Source organism: Micromonospora musae, from assembly GCF_003626635.1.
Lineage (GTDB): Bacteria > Actinomycetota > Actinomycetes > Mycobacteriales > Micromonosporaceae > Micromonospora > Micromonospora musae.
Genome location: NZ_RAZT01000009.1, coordinates 139,474 through 154,361, shown reverse-complemented (window position 1 = coordinate 154,361; position 14,888 = coordinate 139,474). Strand labels below are relative to the sequence as shown.

Annotated in this window: 17 protein-coding genes; 8 read left to right on the top strand and 9 right to left on the bottom strand. The window is 73.9% G+C overall.

Annotation, left to right across the window (positions count from 1 at the left end):
- The first annotated feature begins 13 nt into the window (after window positions 1-13).
- Both D7044_RS19080 and D7044_RS19075 read left to right on the top strand, forming a co-directional pair.
- Window positions 14-349, top strand: coding sequence for a YciI family protein (locus D7044_RS19080; RefSeq protein WP_120689726.1), 336 nt, complete (start codon window positions 14-16; stop codon window positions 347-349).
- Window positions 350-352: 3 nt separating this feature from the next.
- A complete protein-coding gene (locus tag D7044_RS19075) occupies window positions 353-1,576 on the top strand; it encodes an RNA polymerase sigma factor (protein ID WP_120689725.1) in 1,224 nt (407 codons plus the stop codon).
- Between the two features lie 6 nt (window positions 1,577-1,582).
- Here D7044_RS19075 and D7044_RS19070 read toward each other — a convergent pair whose 3' ends face one another.
- The 4 genes from D7044_RS19070 to D7044_RS19055 all read right to left on the bottom strand — a co-directional run bounded on the left by D7044_RS19070 (window position 1,583) and on the right by D7044_RS19055 (window position 4,326).
- Window positions 1,583-2,266: an ABC transporter permease gene (locus D7044_RS19070; protein WP_120674966.1), complete on the bottom strand. Its 684-nt coding sequence runs from the start codon at window positions 2,264-2,266 to the stop codon at window positions 1,583-1,585.
- Window positions 2,263-3,090 (bottom strand): ATP-binding cassette domain-containing protein, encoded by an 828-nt coding sequence (locus D7044_RS19065; RefSeq protein ID WP_120689724.1) that lies wholly within the window; start codon window positions 3,088-3,090, stop codon window positions 2,263-2,265. The genes D7044_RS19070 and D7044_RS19065 overlap by 4 nt, the downstream gene beginning before the upstream one ends.
- Window positions 3,087-3,425 (bottom strand): PadR family transcriptional regulator, encoded by a 339-nt coding sequence (locus D7044_RS19060; protein WP_120674962.1) that lies wholly within the window; start codon window positions 3,423-3,425, stop codon window positions 3,087-3,089. Before D7044_RS19060 ends, D7044_RS19065 begins: the two co-directional genes overlap by 4 nt.
- Window positions 3,426-3,567: 142 nt before the next feature.
- Window positions 3,568-4,326 carry a DNA-formamidopyrimidine glycosylase family protein gene (locus D7044_RS19055; protein WP_120689723.1) on the bottom strand — a complete coding sequence of 253 codons (759 nt, stop codon included), beginning with the start codon at window positions 4,324-4,326 and terminating at the stop codon, window positions 3,568-3,570.
- A gap of 106 nt (window positions 4,327-4,432) precedes the next feature.
- On the opposite strand from D7044_RS19055, the gene D7044_RS19050 reads away from it, so the two are divergent.
- Window positions 4,433-4,699 (top strand): hypothetical protein, encoded by a 267-nt coding sequence (locus D7044_RS19050; RefSeq protein ID WP_147434689.1) that lies wholly within the window; start codon window positions 4,433-4,435, stop codon window positions 4,697-4,699.
- A 3-nt stretch (window positions 4,700-4,702) separates the two neighbouring features.
- On the opposite strand, the gene D7044_RS19045 is transcribed toward D7044_RS19050, so the two are convergent.
- Window positions 4,703-5,479 (bottom strand): maleylpyruvate isomerase family mycothiol-dependent enzyme, encoded by a 777-nt coding sequence (locus D7044_RS19045; protein WP_120689722.1) that lies wholly within the window; start codon window positions 5,477-5,479, stop codon window positions 4,703-4,705.
- A 142-nt stretch (window positions 5,480-5,621) separates the two neighbouring features.
- Between D7044_RS19045 and D7044_RS19040 the strand changes: the two genes are divergently transcribed.
- Window positions 5,622-6,431 carry an inositol monophosphatase family protein gene (locus tag D7044_RS19040; protein WP_120689721.1) on the top strand — a complete coding sequence of 270 codons (810 nt, stop codon included), beginning with the start codon at window positions 5,622-5,624 and terminating at the stop codon, window positions 6,429-6,431.
- A 73-nt stretch (window positions 6,432-6,504) separates the two neighbouring features.
- Here the strand turns inward: D7044_RS19040 and D7044_RS19035 are convergent, their stop codons facing one another.
- From D7044_RS19035 to D7044_RS19020, 4 genes are read right to left on the bottom strand one after another with little or no spacing between them, the layout of a single operon-like run.
- The gene (locus tag D7044_RS19035; protein ID WP_120674952.1) at window positions 6,505-8,055 is read right to left on the bottom strand and encodes a long-chain-fatty-acid--CoA ligase; all 1,551 of its coding nucleotides are present in this window, start codon (window positions 8,053-8,055) and stop codon (window positions 6,505-6,507) included.
- A complete protein-coding gene (locus D7044_RS19030) occupies window positions 8,052-8,516 on the bottom strand; it encodes a MaoC family dehydratase (RefSeq protein ID WP_120674950.1) in 465 nt (154 codons plus the stop codon). Before D7044_RS19030 ends, D7044_RS19035 begins: the two co-directional genes overlap by 4 nt.
- Window positions 8,513-9,685: an acyl-CoA dehydrogenase family protein gene (locus D7044_RS19025; protein ID WP_120689720.1), complete on the bottom strand. Its 1,173-nt coding sequence runs from the start codon at window positions 9,683-9,685 to the stop codon at window positions 8,513-8,515. Before D7044_RS19025 ends, D7044_RS19030 begins: the two co-directional genes overlap by 4 nt.
- 23 nt (window positions 9,686-9,708) lie before the next feature.
- Window positions 9,709-10,857: an acyl-CoA dehydrogenase family protein gene (locus D7044_RS19020; protein WP_120689719.1), complete on the bottom strand. Its 1,149-nt coding sequence runs from the start codon at window positions 10,855-10,857 to the stop codon at window positions 9,709-9,711.
- A gap of 137 nt (window positions 10,858-10,994) precedes the next feature.
- Between D7044_RS19020 and D7044_RS19015 the strand changes: the two genes are divergently transcribed.
- The 4 genes from D7044_RS19015 (at window position 10,995) to D7044_RS19000 (ending at window position 14,848) form a co-directional block, all read left to right on the top strand.
- Window positions 10,995-11,660: a TetR/AcrR family transcriptional regulator gene (locus D7044_RS19015; RefSeq protein WP_120689850.1), complete on the top strand. Its 666-nt coding sequence runs from the start codon at window positions 10,995-10,997 to the stop codon at window positions 11,658-11,660.
- 51 nt (window positions 11,661-11,711) lie between these two features.
- On the top strand, window positions 11,712-13,130 hold the full coding sequence (locus tag D7044_RS19010; RefSeq protein WP_120689718.1) for an aldehyde dehydrogenase family protein: 1,419 nt from the start codon (window positions 11,712-11,714) through the stop codon (window positions 13,128-13,130).
- Complete coding sequence (locus tag D7044_RS19005) at window positions 13,127-14,200, top strand: alcohol dehydrogenase catalytic domain-containing protein (protein ID WP_120689717.1); 1,074 nt, start codon at window positions 13,127-13,129, stop codon at window positions 14,198-14,200. The genes D7044_RS19010 and D7044_RS19005 overlap by 4 nt, the downstream gene beginning before the upstream one ends.
- Before the next feature lie 108 nt (window positions 14,201-14,308).
- Window positions 14,309-14,848 (top strand): GNAT family N-acetyltransferase, encoded by a 540-nt coding sequence (locus tag D7044_RS19000; RefSeq protein ID WP_120674938.1) that lies wholly within the window; start codon window positions 14,309-14,311, stop codon window positions 14,846-14,848.
- Window positions 14,849-14,888 lie beyond the last annotated feature (40 nt).

Below are 14,888 nucleotides of genomic sequence, written 5' to 3'. Positions count from 1 at the left end.
CGAGGAGTGAGCGATGAAGTACCTGATGTTCGTCTGCACCGACACCGAACCGGACACCGACCCGACCGCGGCGCCCGACATCGAGAAGTGGGTGGCCGAGCGCGACGCGAACGGCCAACGGCTGATGGGCGACCGGCTCGCACCCCCGACCGCGGCCACCACGGTCCGCGTCCGGGGAGGTGAGCTGCTGCTCAGCGACGGCCCGTTCGCCGAGACCACGGAGGTGATCGTGGGATTCGACCTGCTGGAGTGTGCCGACCTGGACGAGGCGATCGACGTGGCCCGTAGCCACCCGATGGCGTACGCGGGCCGGATCGAGCTGCGCCCGTTCTTCGACCCGAACGCCTGATCCGTGTCGGACGCGTCCCGGGCGCTCGCCACGGCAAGTCAGGAGTCGTTCGGTCGGATCGTGGCCGCGCTGATCCGGGTCACGGGCGACTGGACGCTCGCCGAGGACTGCGCCCAGGACGCGCTGGCGCTCGCGGTCGAGCGCTGGCCCCGGGACGGTGTGCCCGCGAATCCGGGCGGCTGGCTCATGACGGTCGCCCGGAACCGGGCCGTCGACGTGCTGCGCCGCGCCGACGTCGAACGCCGCAAGCTGCGCGAACTGGCGCTGCTCGCCGATCAGGAAACCGTACCGCCGGCCACCGGTGAGGAGGATGTGGTGGACGACCGGCTGCGGCTCATCTTCACCTGCTGCCACCCGGCACTCGCGCTGGAGGCCCGGGTCGCACTCACCCTGCGGACCGTCTGCGGGGTGCCCACCGCCGACATCGCGCGAGCCTTCCTCGTGACCGATTCGACGATGACCCGGCGGCTGACCCGGGCCAAGACGAAGATCGCCCAGGCCGGTGTTCCCTACCGGGTGCCGACCGGGCGGACGCTGGTCGAGCGGCTGCCCGGGGTACTGGCCGTGCTCTACCTGCTCTTCACCCGGGGCTACGACGCCGATGGCGAGCCGGCGTTCGCCGACGAGGCGATCCGCCTGGCCCGGATGGTCGAGCGGTTGCTGCCCGGCCAGCCGGAGGTCTCGGGCCTGCTCGCGCTCTTCGTGTTCCAGCACTCCCGCCGCGCCGCCCGCCGCGACGCCGACGGCAACCTGCTCACCCTCGACCGGCAGGACCGCTCCCGCTGGGACCACGCCGCCGTCGCCGAGGGGCTCGACGTGCTGTCGCGGGCCGGCCAGGACGGCCCGTACGCCGTGCAGGCGCAGATCGCGGCCTGCCACGCCACGGCCCGCAGCAGCGCGGAGACGGACTGGACGGCCATCGCCGGCTGGTACGACCGGCTCGTCGAGCGGCAACCCACCCCGGTCGTACGGCTCAACCGCGCCGTGGCGCACGGCTACGCGTACGGACCGGCAGCCGGCCTGGCCCTGCTGTCGGAGGCGCGAGCCGGCGGTGCGCTCGACGGCTACCCGCCGGCGCTCGCCGTCGAGGCGGAGCTGACGGCCCGCCGGGGCGATCGAACGCGGGCCGCCCACCTCTTCCGGGCCGCCGCCGCGATGAGCGACGGGCCGACGGAGCGCCGGGCGCTCAGCAGCCGGGCCGACGAGCTGGCACCCGGTCTTGCGTGACGCCCCCTACGCGAAGCGCAGGTGCCGGCGTCGGCGCAGCCGCACGGCGGCCGCCACCGCGACCAGCAGGGTGAGGACGACCGCGAACGTGATCCCCTGGGTCAGCCCGCGGGTCAGGTACCCGCCGTCGGTGTGGTCGATGGCGTAGGTGCCGATCTCCCGGCTGAACCAGAACGGCAGCGCCCGGGTGGCCTGGTCCGCCGGGTCCATCACCATCTGCAGGCCGACCACGGTCAGCAGCACCAGCGTGCCCTCCAGCTCGCGCGGCAGCACGGCGCTCAGCAGCAGGCCGAACGGCGCGGCCACGACCACGGTCAGCGCCATGATGAGGGCGATCGCGCCGTACCGGACGTCGTGCTGGTCGACCAGGACGAGCACGAAGTACGGCGCGGAGAGCAGCGCCCCGACCGTCCAGAGCGCAAGCAGCCGCCCGAGGACGAGGTGCGCGCTGCGGTAGCCGGAGAGCCGCAGCCGGGGTTCGATGCCGCGCGCCGCGCTGCCCGCGAAGAGCGCCGCGGTGCTCAGCGCCCAGCCGAGGCCGAGGCAGACGAAGCGGATGGACTGGCCGAGGTGGTCACCGCGGCGGCTGAGGTAGAAGGCGAGCGGCAACAGCAGCAGGATGACGAGCACCGACCTGCGGCGCAGCAGCTCACGCAGCGCGGACTCGGCCACTACGAGGATCTTGGTCATGCGGCGCGCTCCCCGGGGGCGGTCAGGTCGAGCACGAGGTCGACCCGGTCGAGCTGGTTGAGCAGGTGGGTGACGACCACGATCGCCTTCCCGGCGTCGCGCCAGCGCCACACCTCGTGCCAGAAGTCGAGGTAGGTGCCCCGGTCGAAGCCCTGGTACGGCTCGTCGAGCAGCAGCACGTCCGGCTCGCCCAGCCGGGCCAGCACCAGGTTCAGCTTCTGCCGGGTGCCGCCGGAGAGGTGCCGGGCCTGCGTACCGGCCGGTGGCGTCCAGTCCAGCGCGGCAGCCCCCGTGCGGCCGGCCCGCCGGGCCGCCCCACGGGACAGGCCCCGGCCCGCGCCGACCAGCACGAAGTGCTCGTCCGGGTCGAGGAACTCGGCGGTGCCGCCGTCCTGCGGGCAGTAGCCGAGCGCCCCGTCGACCTGCACGGTCCCGGCGTCCGGGCTCACCAGGCCGGCGCAGATCCGCAGGAAGGTGCTCTTGCCGGCCCCGTTGGCGCCGACGACGGCCGCGATCTCCCCCGCCCGCACGGTGAGGTCCACCCGGTCGAGGACGGTCCGACCCCGGTAGCGCTTGGTGATGCCCCGCGCGCCGAGCCGTACCGGGCCGGGCCGCCGCCGGGGCGGGCGTTGGTCGGGGCCGCCGAGGCTGTCGGCGACCGCCCGGGCGTACGCCTGCGGCGGGCCGAAGACCGCCAGCGGCGGCTCCCCGCTCTCGGCCAGGTGGGTGGCCGCCTCGGCGACCACGTGTCCGGTCAGGTCGGGACCCACCCCGTGCCGGCGCAGTTCGCCGGTGAGGGCGGCGAGCCAGGCATCGTGGTTCACCGCTTCGCCTCCTCGGTCAGTATCACGCCGACGCTCGTCGCGAAGGCGCTCCAGTCGGTGGCGGCCGCGCGCAGCGCCGCGCTGCCGGCCGGGCTGATCCGGTAGTACTTGCGGGCGGGGCCGGTCCGCCCCTCCCGCCAGTGCGCGGTGAGCAGGCCGGATCGTTGCAACCGCAGCAGCACCGGATAGAGGGTGCCGCCCTGCACGGCGCCGAGCCCGTGGGCCCGCAGCGCCTGGGACAGCTCGTAGCCGTAGGACTCGCCCCGGCTGAGCAGCGCGAGCACGCAGAGGTCGAGCACCCCGCGCAGCCACTGCGCCCGTCTCTCCTGGTCCATTCCGGCCGTTACCGCCGCGCCGCGCGGACGACGGCGGCGGACGCCGCTCCTGAGATCATGAGCCCGGACGATAGCCGCGCCACCTAGGTTGCGCAACTATCTACCGGTCGGCGCGACGCGGAAGGAGGCCGGGCCGCCGAGGTCAGCCCGGCGGGGCGGCGGGCTGGTCGACCGGGCAGGCGTAGGCGGTGCGGGCACCCAGCTCCCAGCGACGCACCGGGGCCCCGCACCGACGGCACTCGGCGCGCTTGTAGACCCACCGCTCGTCCGGCGCAGTCGGGTCACTGACCACCTGACCGGCGTCCCGCCCGAGCGCCAGGTACTCCGCCGCGAGTTCCCAGAGCCGCCGCGCGGCGGGCGCGCCGATCCGCCGGGCGTCGGGGTCGAGACCGGCGAGGAAGAGCAGCTCGGCGCGCCAGGCGTTGCCGATGCCCGCCCAGAGCGACTGGTCGAGTACGGCCGCGCCGACCGCGCCGCCGGCCGTGGCCAGCCGGCGCACCGCCTCGTCGGGGTCGGCATCGGCCCGCAGCGGGTCCGGGCCGAGCGAGGCCCGCAGGGCGCGTTCACCGTCGCCCGGTAGCGGCTCGCACCGGATCGGCGCGATCAGGTCGTACGCGACCGCGCCGGTGGCGATCCGCAGCCGCACCCCCTTGCGGGGCGCGACGGCCGGGTCGTCGTGGCGCAGCCAGAGTCCCCGCATGCCGAGGTGCACGTGCAGGGGCGGGGCCTCGTCGAAGTGGTACAGCAGGTGCTTGCCGTACGCCTCGACCGCCGCGAGGGCACGCCCGGCGTACGGGCCCGGGTCGAAGCGGCCCTGCGGGCTGGTGAGCGTCGGGGTGCTGCCGGCGAGGGCGGCGTGCTGCGCCTGCGCGTACCGATGAATGAGGTGGCCCTCGGGCATGGCCGACGCGTACCCGGCCGTGGTGGCGTTTCACCCCCGGTGCCCGGGTTTCGGACACCGGATCGGGGAACTAAGGGGGAAGCAGGCCCGGCTGGAGGGATACGAGATGACCGTCAACCCGGACGACCCACTGCGCGCGGCACCGGAGGCGGACGCCCTGGAGCAGCGGCAGACGGTGGTGGACGACTCGGCGCAGGACGTCACCCCGACCACGCCACCGCTGGAGGTCAGCGAGGCGGACGTCGCCGAGCAGGGCGCACCACCGGCGGGCGAGCAGGATTCGCTCACCGCCCTGCCCGAGGACGCCAATCCGGCGGACGCCCTGGAGCAGCGCGAGTCGATCATTCCGGCCGACGAGGACCACCGGGACTAGCGCCTAGTCCTCCGGTTCCCAGGCGCGGAGCAGATCGAGCAGCTCCGGGTCCCCGTCGAGCTGCAGGGAGTGCGCCGGAATGCGGTCGTACAGGTAGAGCACCAGATCACTGGCCGTGCCGCGAACGGAGATGCCTGCCGCGTCCGGGTCCTCGCCGGCAGCGGGCAGCCGGGTGGTACGTGCACCGTCGCCGTCGGCCGTGAGGCGCCAGGAGCGGCCCTCGGTGGCGTGGAAGTCGAAGGCGGTGGGCTTGTGCGGCCAGGCGCTCGTGGTGAAGCAGGTGATGAACAGGGTCTCCTCGACACCGTCGAGCGCCACCTCGACCGGCAGTGCGGCCGGCTCGCCCACGGTGAGCTGGGCGTCGTAGGTGTGCACCGCGAACTCCTGGACCTGGTGCCGGGCGACGCCACCGGCGGTGTGCGGCGTCTGCGTGTTACCCCAGCCGGTGAAGCAGCCCTGGTCCGGGCCGGCCTCCCGCAGGGTCGCCAGCAACAGCTCGGTCGAGGCGGCCAGCCAGGTCAGCACGGCCTCGCGCTCCTGCGGCGCGACCGCGTCACCCTGGGCCGGGGTCCTGGACCTGGCGTCCGGCCCGGCGGCGACGGTGGCGGCCCAGCGGCGGCGGCCCTCGCCGATGTGCTGCACCAGGTCGGAGAGCGTCCACCCGGGGCAGGTCGGCACGGGCAGGTCGAGGCTGGGCGCGGCGGCGATCGCGGCGCGGAAGGCGGTGGCACGTTCGTCGATCAGCCGCAGCAGATCGGGAAACTCCAGAGTCTTGTGCACGGCGGTAGTTCATCATCATGACCCATTTTCCCGACAGCGGTTTTTCCCAGCCGGTACGGCGGGGACCTCCGGCCCAGGGCCGGAGGCCGTGCACCGCGACCGCGCCGATCGACCATCCGCGGGTGATCTCTATCGTGGACGTATGTCGATCGAGGACCGGGATCTGGCGATAGCGGCGGCCGAGGCGGGAGCCGCCGTCGTACGGGCGAAGTACGGGGCGTCGCTGGCGCGCGTCGACAAGTCCGGCGGTGACTTCGCCACCGCCGCGGACATCGAGGCGGAGCACGCGATTATCGAGGTTCTGCGCACCGCCAGACCGGACGACGCCGTGACCGGCGAGGAGAGCGGACGCACGGGCGCCGACGACGCGGAGCGCAGGTGGCTCGTCGACCCGCTCTGCGGAACGCTGAACTACGCCGTGCGCAACATGCTGGTGGCGGTGAACGTCGCCCTGCGGACACGCCTCGGCGTCACGGTGGCCGCCTCGGCCGATCCGTTCACCGGCGAGGTGTTCTGGACCGACGGCACGGGCGCGTACGTGCGCCGCGACGGCGTCGACGAGCGGTTGACGCCGTCGGCCGAGTCCCGGCTGGTCGACGTCAACCTCGACCCGCCGTTTCCGAACGATCCGGCGTTCCGGGCCGTCCGGCTGCTGGCCGACCCGGAATTCGTGGCCGCTTTCCGTCCGCGCGTGGTCTCCACCACCCTGGCGGTGGCCTGGGTGGCGGCCGGCCGCCGGGCCGCCTACGTCACCGACGGCCACCTGGGTGACAGCGTGCACTTCGCCAGCGGGATCGCCCTGTGCCAGGCCGCCGGCTGCGTGGTGACCGGCATCCAGGGTCAGCCCCTGCACACCGGGGTGGGCGGGCTCGTCGTCGCGGCGGATCAGGACACGCACGCCGCCCTGCTGGCGCTCGTCGGCAGTCAGTTCGCGGCGGACCCCGCCCGGTAGCGACGCGGACGAGGAGCTGGTTACGACAGACGGTGGAGCCGCGGCCCGCAGGCTCCACCGTCAGGCCGCCGGGTCAGTCGACCGACTCCGCCGTCATCGTCCGCCGCAGCTCCCGCTTGAGCACCTTGTGGCTGGGGCCGATCGGCAGGGCGTCGACGTAGCGCACCTGCCGGGGGTACTTGTGCCGACCGAGGTGCTCCCGCGCCCAGTCGATCAGGTCCGCCTCGCTCGGCGCGCCCGGGCCGCCCGGATCGGGCACCACCACCGCGCAGATCTCTTCGCCGTGACGCGGGTCGGGCAGGCCGATCACCGCGACCTGGCCGACGGCGGGGTGGCGGGCCAGCGCCTCCTCGACCTCCCGGGGGTAGACGTTGAAGCCACCCCGGATGATCATGTCCTTCTTCCGGTCGACGATGGTGACGAACCCGTCGGCGTCCTTGTGGCCGAGGTCGCCGCTGCGGAACCAGCCGTCCACCACCGTCTCCGCGGTCGCCTCGGGCCGCCCGAGGTAGCCGGCGAAGACGTTGTGACCCCGGATGACGATCTCGCCCAGCTCGCCGGTGGGGAGCAGCTCGATCCGGTCGTCGACCTCGGCGCGGGCGATCTCCACCTCCACGCCCCAGACGGGATGGCCGACGGTGCCGGCGCGGGTGCCGAAGTGCGGTTGGTTGGTGGTGGCCGTGGGCGACGTCTCGGACAACCCGTAGCCCTCGAAGACGGCCGCGTCGAAGGTGCGGTGGAAGCGTTCCAGGACGGCGACCGGCAGCGACGCGCCACCGGAGACGCAGAGCCGCAGCCGGGGCAGGTCGTCGCGGCCCCGGGCCGCCTCCAGCAGCGCCACGTACATGGTCGGTACGCCGTGGAAGACGTTCACCCGCTCGCGCAGCATCAGGTCGATGGCGTCCGCTCCGGTGAACCGGGCGAGCAGCACCAGGGTCGCTCCGATGCGGAACGTGCCGTTCATGGCCACGGTCTGGCCGAAGCTGTGGAACAGCGGCAGGCAGCCGAGCACCACGTCGTCGCCGCGCGCGTCGTTCGCGTCGAAGACGTTCACGGTGGCGTTCAGCACGAGGTTGAGGTGGGTGAGCAGGGCGCCCTTCGGCACCCCGGTCGTGCCGCTGGTGTAGAGCACCACCGCGGTCTCCTCCGCCTCGCGGGTCAGGTACGACGGCAGCGGCGGCACCCGCTCGGCCACGTCCTCCAGGCGGGTGGCCTCGACCCCGGGCCCCGCCGGTCCGACCGTCACCAGCCGTACGCCGGCGGCGGCCGCGGCGGCCGCGCCCAGCGCGAGTTGGGAGGTGTGGCAGACCAGCGCCTTCGACCCGCTGTCGCGCAGCACGTACGCGGCCTCGTCGGCGGTGAGCAGCAGGTGCACCGGCACCAGCACCGCGCCCGCGGCGAGCGCGCCGTAGTAGACGCGGGGGAAGTCGACCACGTTCGGGGCGAGCAGGGCCACCGGGTCGCCGGGCGTGATGCCGAGCTCCCGCAGCCCGGCCGCGTAGCTGCGCGCCTCCAGCCACAGCTCGGCGTAGGTCACCCGGCTCTCGCCGTCGACCACGGCGACGGTGTCGGCGTGCCGGCGGGCGGACTCGGCGAGCACCATGGCGAGCGAGAGGGCGGTCATCGGGCCACCGCCCGGTAGAGGCGGCTGACCGTCTCGGCGACGCAGACCGGTTTGCCGCCCGCGTCGGTCTCGACGGTGACCGTGTTGACCACCTGCACCCCGCCGTCCACGGTGGAGACGTCGGTGAAGGTGGCGCTGGCCCGTACGGAGCTGCCGACCCGCAGCGGGGCGGGGAAGCGCACCCGGTTGAGCCCGTAGTTGACCCCCATGCCGACACCCTGCACCCGGTAGAGCGTGCCGGCCAGCGCGGGCAGCAGCGACAGGGTGAGGTAGCCGTGGGCGACCGTGCCGCCGAACGGGCCGGCGGCGGCGCGCTCCGGGTCGACGTGGATCCACTGGTGGTCGTCGGTGGCGTCGGCGAAGAGGTCGACCCGCTTCTGGTCGATCGCCTGCCACGGGCCGGGGCCGACAGTCTCGCCGACCGCAGCGGCCAGCTCGTCGATCGAGGCGAAGGTCCTCATGCCAGCTGCCCTCCCAGCTTGGTGTACCCGCGCAGCAGGTCGCGGGAGATGATGAGCCGCTGCATCTCGTCGGTGCCCTCGAAGATCCGGTAGAGCCGGACCTGCCGGTACCACCGCTCGATGGGCAGCTCGCGGGTGTAGCCCATGCCGCCGTGGATCTGCAGGACCCGGTCCACCACCCGGTTGACCATGCCGGCGCCGTAGAGCTTCGCCATCGAGGAGGCGTGCCGCGGATCCAGGCCCTGGTCGACCGTCCAGGCCGCGCGCAGGATGAGCAGCCGGGCCGCCTCCAGCTCCGTCTCCGAGTCGGCGATCATCCACTGGATCGCCTGGTTCTCGCCGATCGGTCGGCCGAAGGTCTCGCGGGTGTTGGCGTACGCGATCGCCATCCCCAGCGCCCGTTCGGCGATGCCGACCGCGTGCGAGGGGATCGTGTAGCGACCCTTGCCGATCCACTCCATGCCGAGCGTGAAGCCCTGCCCCGGCTCGCCGAGGATGTTGCGGTCGGGCACGCGTACGTCGTCGAAGACCAGCGAGGCCGGGCCGCCCTCCCCCATCGTCTGGATGAACTCGGAGCGCCAGCCCATCTCCCGGTCGACGAGGAATGCGGTGGCGCCGCCGCGCCGGGCGCCCTTCGCCGGGTCGGTGACCGCGATGACGATGGCGAAGTCGGCCTCGTTGCCGCCGGTGATGAAGGTCTTCTCCCCGTTGAGCACCCAGTCACCGCCGTCCCGACGGGCGCTGAGCCTGATGTTGGCCGCGTCGGAGCCGGCGCCGGGTTCGGTGATCGCGAAGCAGCTGAACCGCTCCCCCTCGATGGTGGGCAGCAGGTACTCCCGCTTCTGCTCCTCGTCGCAGTGGAAGAGGATGTTGTCGGCCTCGCCGCCGAAGCGGAACGGCACGTACGAGCGGCCGATCTCGGTCCAGATCAGCGACTGGGTGACGGCCGGCAGGTCCATGCCGCCGTACTCCTGGGGCGTGGCGAGGCCCCAGAAGCCGAACTTGCGCGCCTTGAGCTGCAGTTCGCGCAGCTCGCCGCGGTCGAGGCCGGGCTGGTGGGCGCGTTCGCGGCGCAGCAGCTCCTGTTCGAGCGGGACGACCTCCCGGGTGATGAAGTCGTGGGCCGTGTCGCGGATGGCCCGCTGCTCGTCGGAGAGCGCGAAGTCCATGGTTCCTCCGGGGTGGTGAGGGGTCAGAACGCGGTCACACCGGTGAGCGCGCGGCCGATGAGCAGTTGCTGGATCTGGCTGGTGCCCTCGTAGAGGGTGGCGACCCGGGCGTCCCGCAGGTACTTGCCGACCGGGTACTCGTCGATATAGCCGTACCCGCCGAAGACCTGCACGGCGTTGTCGGCGGCGCGGACGGCGGCCTCGCTGGCGAAGAGCTTGGCCATGGACGCCTCGGTGGCGAAGGGCTGCCCGCTGTCGATCAGGTCGGCCACCTGCCAGACCAGCAGCCGGGCGGCGGCGGTGTCGACCGCGATGGCGGCGAGGAGTTGCTGCACGAGTTGGTGACCGGCGATCGGCTTGCCGAACTGGGTGCGTTGCCCGGCGTAGGTGACCGCCGCGTCCAGGCAGCCCTGGGCGATGCCGACGCAGCCGGCCGCGACCGACATCCGTCCCTTGGCGAGGGTGCCGAGCGCGAGACGGAATCCGGCGCCCTCGTCGCCGAGGCGGGCCGCGTCGGGCACCCGCACCCCGTCCAGGTGCAGCTCGGCGGTGGCCTGCCCGCGCAGGCCCAGCTTGCCGCGGATCTCGCGGCGGGACAGGCCGGGGCTCTCGGTGGGGACCAGGAATGCGGTGATGCCGCGGTGACCGGGGCCGCCGGTGCGGGCGAAGAGGAGCGCGACGTCGGCGGTGGTGCCGTTGGTGATGAACGTCTTCGTGCCGGTGAGCAGCCAGTCGGCGCCGTCGCGGACGGCCCGGGTGGCGAGCGCGGCGGCGTCCGATCCGCTTCCCGGTTCGGTCAGGGCGAAGCAGCCGAGGGCGGCGCCGGAGCAGAGCCCGGGCAGCCACCGCGCCCGCTGCTCGGGGGTGCCGTGCGCGGCGATCGACTTGGCCACCAGGCCCAGCGAGACGGAGACGATGCCGCGTACGGCGGAGTCGCCGCGCCCCAGCTCCTCCAGCACGAGGCAGTACGACAGGTGGTCGCCGCCGGAGCCGCCGTCGGTCTCGGGGACGGTCAGGCCGAGGAAGCCCAGCTCGCCGAGGAGACCGACGATCGCGGGGTCGACCGCCTCGTGCCGGTCCCACCGGGCCGCGTGCGGCCGCACCTCTCGGTCGACGAACTCGGCGGCGAGTCGGCGGACCGCCGTCTGCTCGGCGGAGAGACGCAGGTCCATGAGGCATAAACTAGCGCTGCAAGTTAAAGTCCGTCCAGACCCGGTTGTGGCAGAGTTTCCGGCGGGCCACCGGGCAGCCGGCGACCCCGCAACCGGCCGGCGACCCGCCCGGCGACCGAGCGAAGGAGGAGAACGGGATGCCCCGGCCGCGGCAGGCGCTGCTCAGCCGGCAGCGGATCATCGAGGCCGCCGCCGCGCTGATCGACGCCGAGGGGCTGGAGGCCTTCTCCACCCGCCGGCTCGCCGCCGAACTCGGCGTACGCGGGCCCTCGCTCTACAACCACTTCGCCACTAAGGACGAGATCCTCGACGCGGTCGCGGACAGCATCACGTCCCAGGTGGACGTGTCGTTCTTCGGGAAGGTCGACTGGCGGGAGGCGCTGCGCCGCTGGGGCCTCTCCTACCGGGCGGCGCTCGCCGCGCACCCGAACATCGTGCCGTACCTGGCCCGCGGCCCGGGACGCCGACCGGCCGCGCTGGCCATGGCCGACGCGGTCTACGGCGGGCTCGTCGACGCCGGCTGGCCGCCCGCCCGGGCCACCCACATCGGCGCGCTGATGCGGTACTTCGTGGCCGGCTCGGCGCTTGGCTCGTTCGCCCGTGGCTTCGTCGAGGACCCGGGGCTCTACGCGGAGCAGTACCCGCACCTGACCCAGGCGCACCGGCTCCCCGAGCACCAGCAGCAGGTGGACGAGGGCGCGTTCGCGCTCGGCCTGGACGCGCTCGTCGACGGGCTGTCGCGCACCTACGAGCGCCAGGTCGGGCCGGTGCCGCCCCTCCCGCCGGCCGCTGACGCGTACTAGGGTCAGTCCAAACTTGCACCGCTAGTTTTGTCGACACACGTGAGGGGCGCGATGGATCTCGCACGGACCGACCTCTACCTCGACGGTCGTTGGGTGACCCCCTCCGACGCCTCGCCCCTCCCGGTGCACAACCCCGCCACCGAAGAGGTCATCGCGACCGTGCCGGCGGGCACCGCCGCCGATGTGGACCGGGCCGTGGCCGCTGCCCGGGCCGCCTTCGACGGGTGGGCCGCGACCACGCCGACGCAGCGCGCCGCGCACCTGGACCGGCTGCACGCCGCGCTCTCCGCCCGGGCCGACGAGATCGCCCGCACCGTGGCGCTGGAGCTGGGCGCACCGCTGAAGGTGGCCTCCCGCGTCCAGGCCGGCCTACCGCTCACCGTGCTGCACAGCTACGTCGAGCTGGCCGCCCACTCCGCGGCCGAGGAGACGGTCGGCAACTCCACTGTGGTCCGCGAGCCGGTCGGCGTGGTCGGCGCGATCACCCCCTGGAACTACCCGCTGCACCAGGTGGTGGCGAAGCTCGCCCCGGCGCTCGCGGCCGGCTGCACCGTGGTGCTCAAGCCCGCCGAGCTGACCCCACTCGTGTCGTACCTGCTCTTCGACGCGATCCACGAGGCCGGTCTCCCGCCGGGCGTCGTCAACCTGGTCACCGGCACCGGCCCGGTCGTCGGCGAGGCGATCGCCGCCCACCCCGACGTGGACATGGTCTCCTTCACCGGCTCCACCGCGACCGGCCGACGGATCTCGCACCTCGTGGCGGACCGGATCGCTCGGGTGGCGCTCGAACTGGGCGGCAAGTCGGCGAACGTGATCCTCGACGACGCCGACCTGGTGACCGCCGTGAAGGTCGGGGTCGGCAACGCGTTCCTCAACTCCGGGCAGACCTGCGCCGCCTGGACCCGGATGCTCGTGCACCGGTCCCGCTACGACGAGGCGGTGGAGCTGGCCGGCAAGGCCGCCGCGGGCTACCGGCTCGGCGACCCGTTCGACCCGGCCACCCGGCTGGGCCCGCTCGTCTCGGCCGAGCAGCGGGAGCGGGTGCTCGGGCACGTCACCCGCGGACTCGCCGACGGCGGCCGACTCGTCGCCGGCGGCCCGGACGCCCCGGTGCCCGACCGCGGCTGGTACGTGGCGCCGACCGTTCTCGCCGACGTCGACCCGGAGAGCGCGCTCGCCCAGGAGGAGGTCTTCGGCCCGGTCCTCGCGATCATCCCGGTCGACGACGACGAGCACGCCGTGACCGTGGCGAACAACTCCCGCTACGGCCTGGCCGGCGCGGTCTGGTCGACGGACGAGGAGCGGGCTCTCCGGGTGGCCCGGCGGATGCGCACCGGCGCGGTCGACGTCAACGGCGCCCCGTTCAACCCGCTCGCCCCGTTCGGCGGTTACAAGCAGTCCGGCATCGGCCGGGAGTTGGGCCGCCACGGACTGGCCGAGTTCCTCCAGACGAAGGCGATCCAGCGGTGAGGGCGCTGGTCGCCCGCGGCGTCGGCGAGCCGCCCCGGGTCGAAGAGGTCGAGCTGCCCGCCCCGGCGCCGGGCGAGGTGCGGGTGGCCGTACGGGCGGCCGGGGTCTGCCACTCCGACCTCTCCATGCTCAACGGCACCGTTTCCGCGCCGTACCCGCTCGCGCTCGGCCACGAGGCGGCCGGCGTGGTCACCGAGACCGGTGCGGACGTCACCCGGGTCGCGCCCGGCGAGCACGTGGTGCTCAACTGGGCGCCACCGTGCCGCCGGTGCTGGTACTGCGGGCGCGACGAGCCGTGGCTCTGCGAGCGCAGTGGCGTGCCCGCGATGGCCCGGGGCCGTACGGCGGCCGGTGAGCCGCTGCACGTCACGCTCGGCCTCGGCGCGCTCGCCGAGGAGGTGGTGGTCCCCGAGACCGCCGTCATCCCGGTCCCCGCCGAGCTGCCGTTCGAGGCCGCCGCGCTGCTCGGCTGCGCCGTACTGACCGGGGTCGGCGCGGTCCGCCGGACCGCCGGGGTGGCGCGCGGCGAATCCGTCGTCGTGATCGGCCTCGGCGGGGTGGGGCTGTCGGTCGTGGGCGCCGCCCGGGCCGCCGGCGCCGACCCGGTGCTCGCCGTCGACGTGTCGCCGACCAAGGCGAAGCTCGCGCTCGCCGCCGGGGCGACCGAGTTCCTGCTCTCCGACGACTCGCTCAGCCGCGCCGTACGCGGACGCACCGACCGTCGGGGCGCCGACCACGCCTTCGAGTGCGTCGGGCGGGGCAGCACCATCCGCGCCGCGTGGCGGGCCGCCCGCCGGGGCGGCACGGTGACCGTGGTGGGTATGGGCGCCAAGGACGACGTGGTGCCGCTCAGCGCGCTGGAGATCTTCCACTCGGCCCGTACGCTGCGCTCCTCCGTCTACGGCTCGTCCGACCCGGACCGGGACGTGCCGGCGCTGGCCCGGTCGGTGCTCGACGGTTCGCTGGACCTCGCGCCGCTGATCAGCGACCGGACCGACCTGGACGGCGCGGCGGCCGCCTTCGACCGGATGGCCCGGGGCGAGGGCGCCCGCACCGTCGTCGTCCCGTGATCCCGGCCCGTGGGGCCCGGCCCCGTAGCCGCGGTTGCGGGCCAGGCCGGCGCATCGACCGGTACGCAGGTCTTGGTCGCTGCCGCGTCTGCTGATTGGCTGGCCGCCATGACCGAACTCGGACCCGTCGCCTGGCCGCCCGAGCCCATCCGGACCGAGAGGCTCGTGCTCCGCGAGTCCGCGGCCCGGGACCGCCCGGCGTTCATCGAGCTGCTGGCGTCGCCGGAGGTGAACACCTACCTCGGCGGCCCCCGGCCGCGTGACGAGCTGGAACGCGAGCTGCCCGGAACGCCCGAGCGGTGGCCCGGGAGCTTCGTCGTCGATCTCGACGGGGCGATGATCGGTCAGATCCTGCTCAGGAGAGCGACGGAGCACCGTCGCCCGGCCGCTGCGGGAAAGGCCGATCTCGGTTACCTGTTCCTGCCGCGAGCGTGGGGATTCGGGTACGCCGCCGAGGCGTGCGCGGCGGCCCTCGACTGGTTCGACGGCGTCCTTCCCGGCGAGCCGGTGGTGCTCACCACCCAGACCGCCAACGTCGGCTCGATGCGCCTCGCGGCGAAGCTGGGGTTCACCGAGGTGGAGCGGTTCCGTGCCTGGGACGCCGAGCAGTGGCTCGGCCTGCGGCCCCCGGTCACGCCGTCTGCCTGAACCCGGGCCCGGCGGTGCTGCCAGGCGTGTGTCGAAGTCC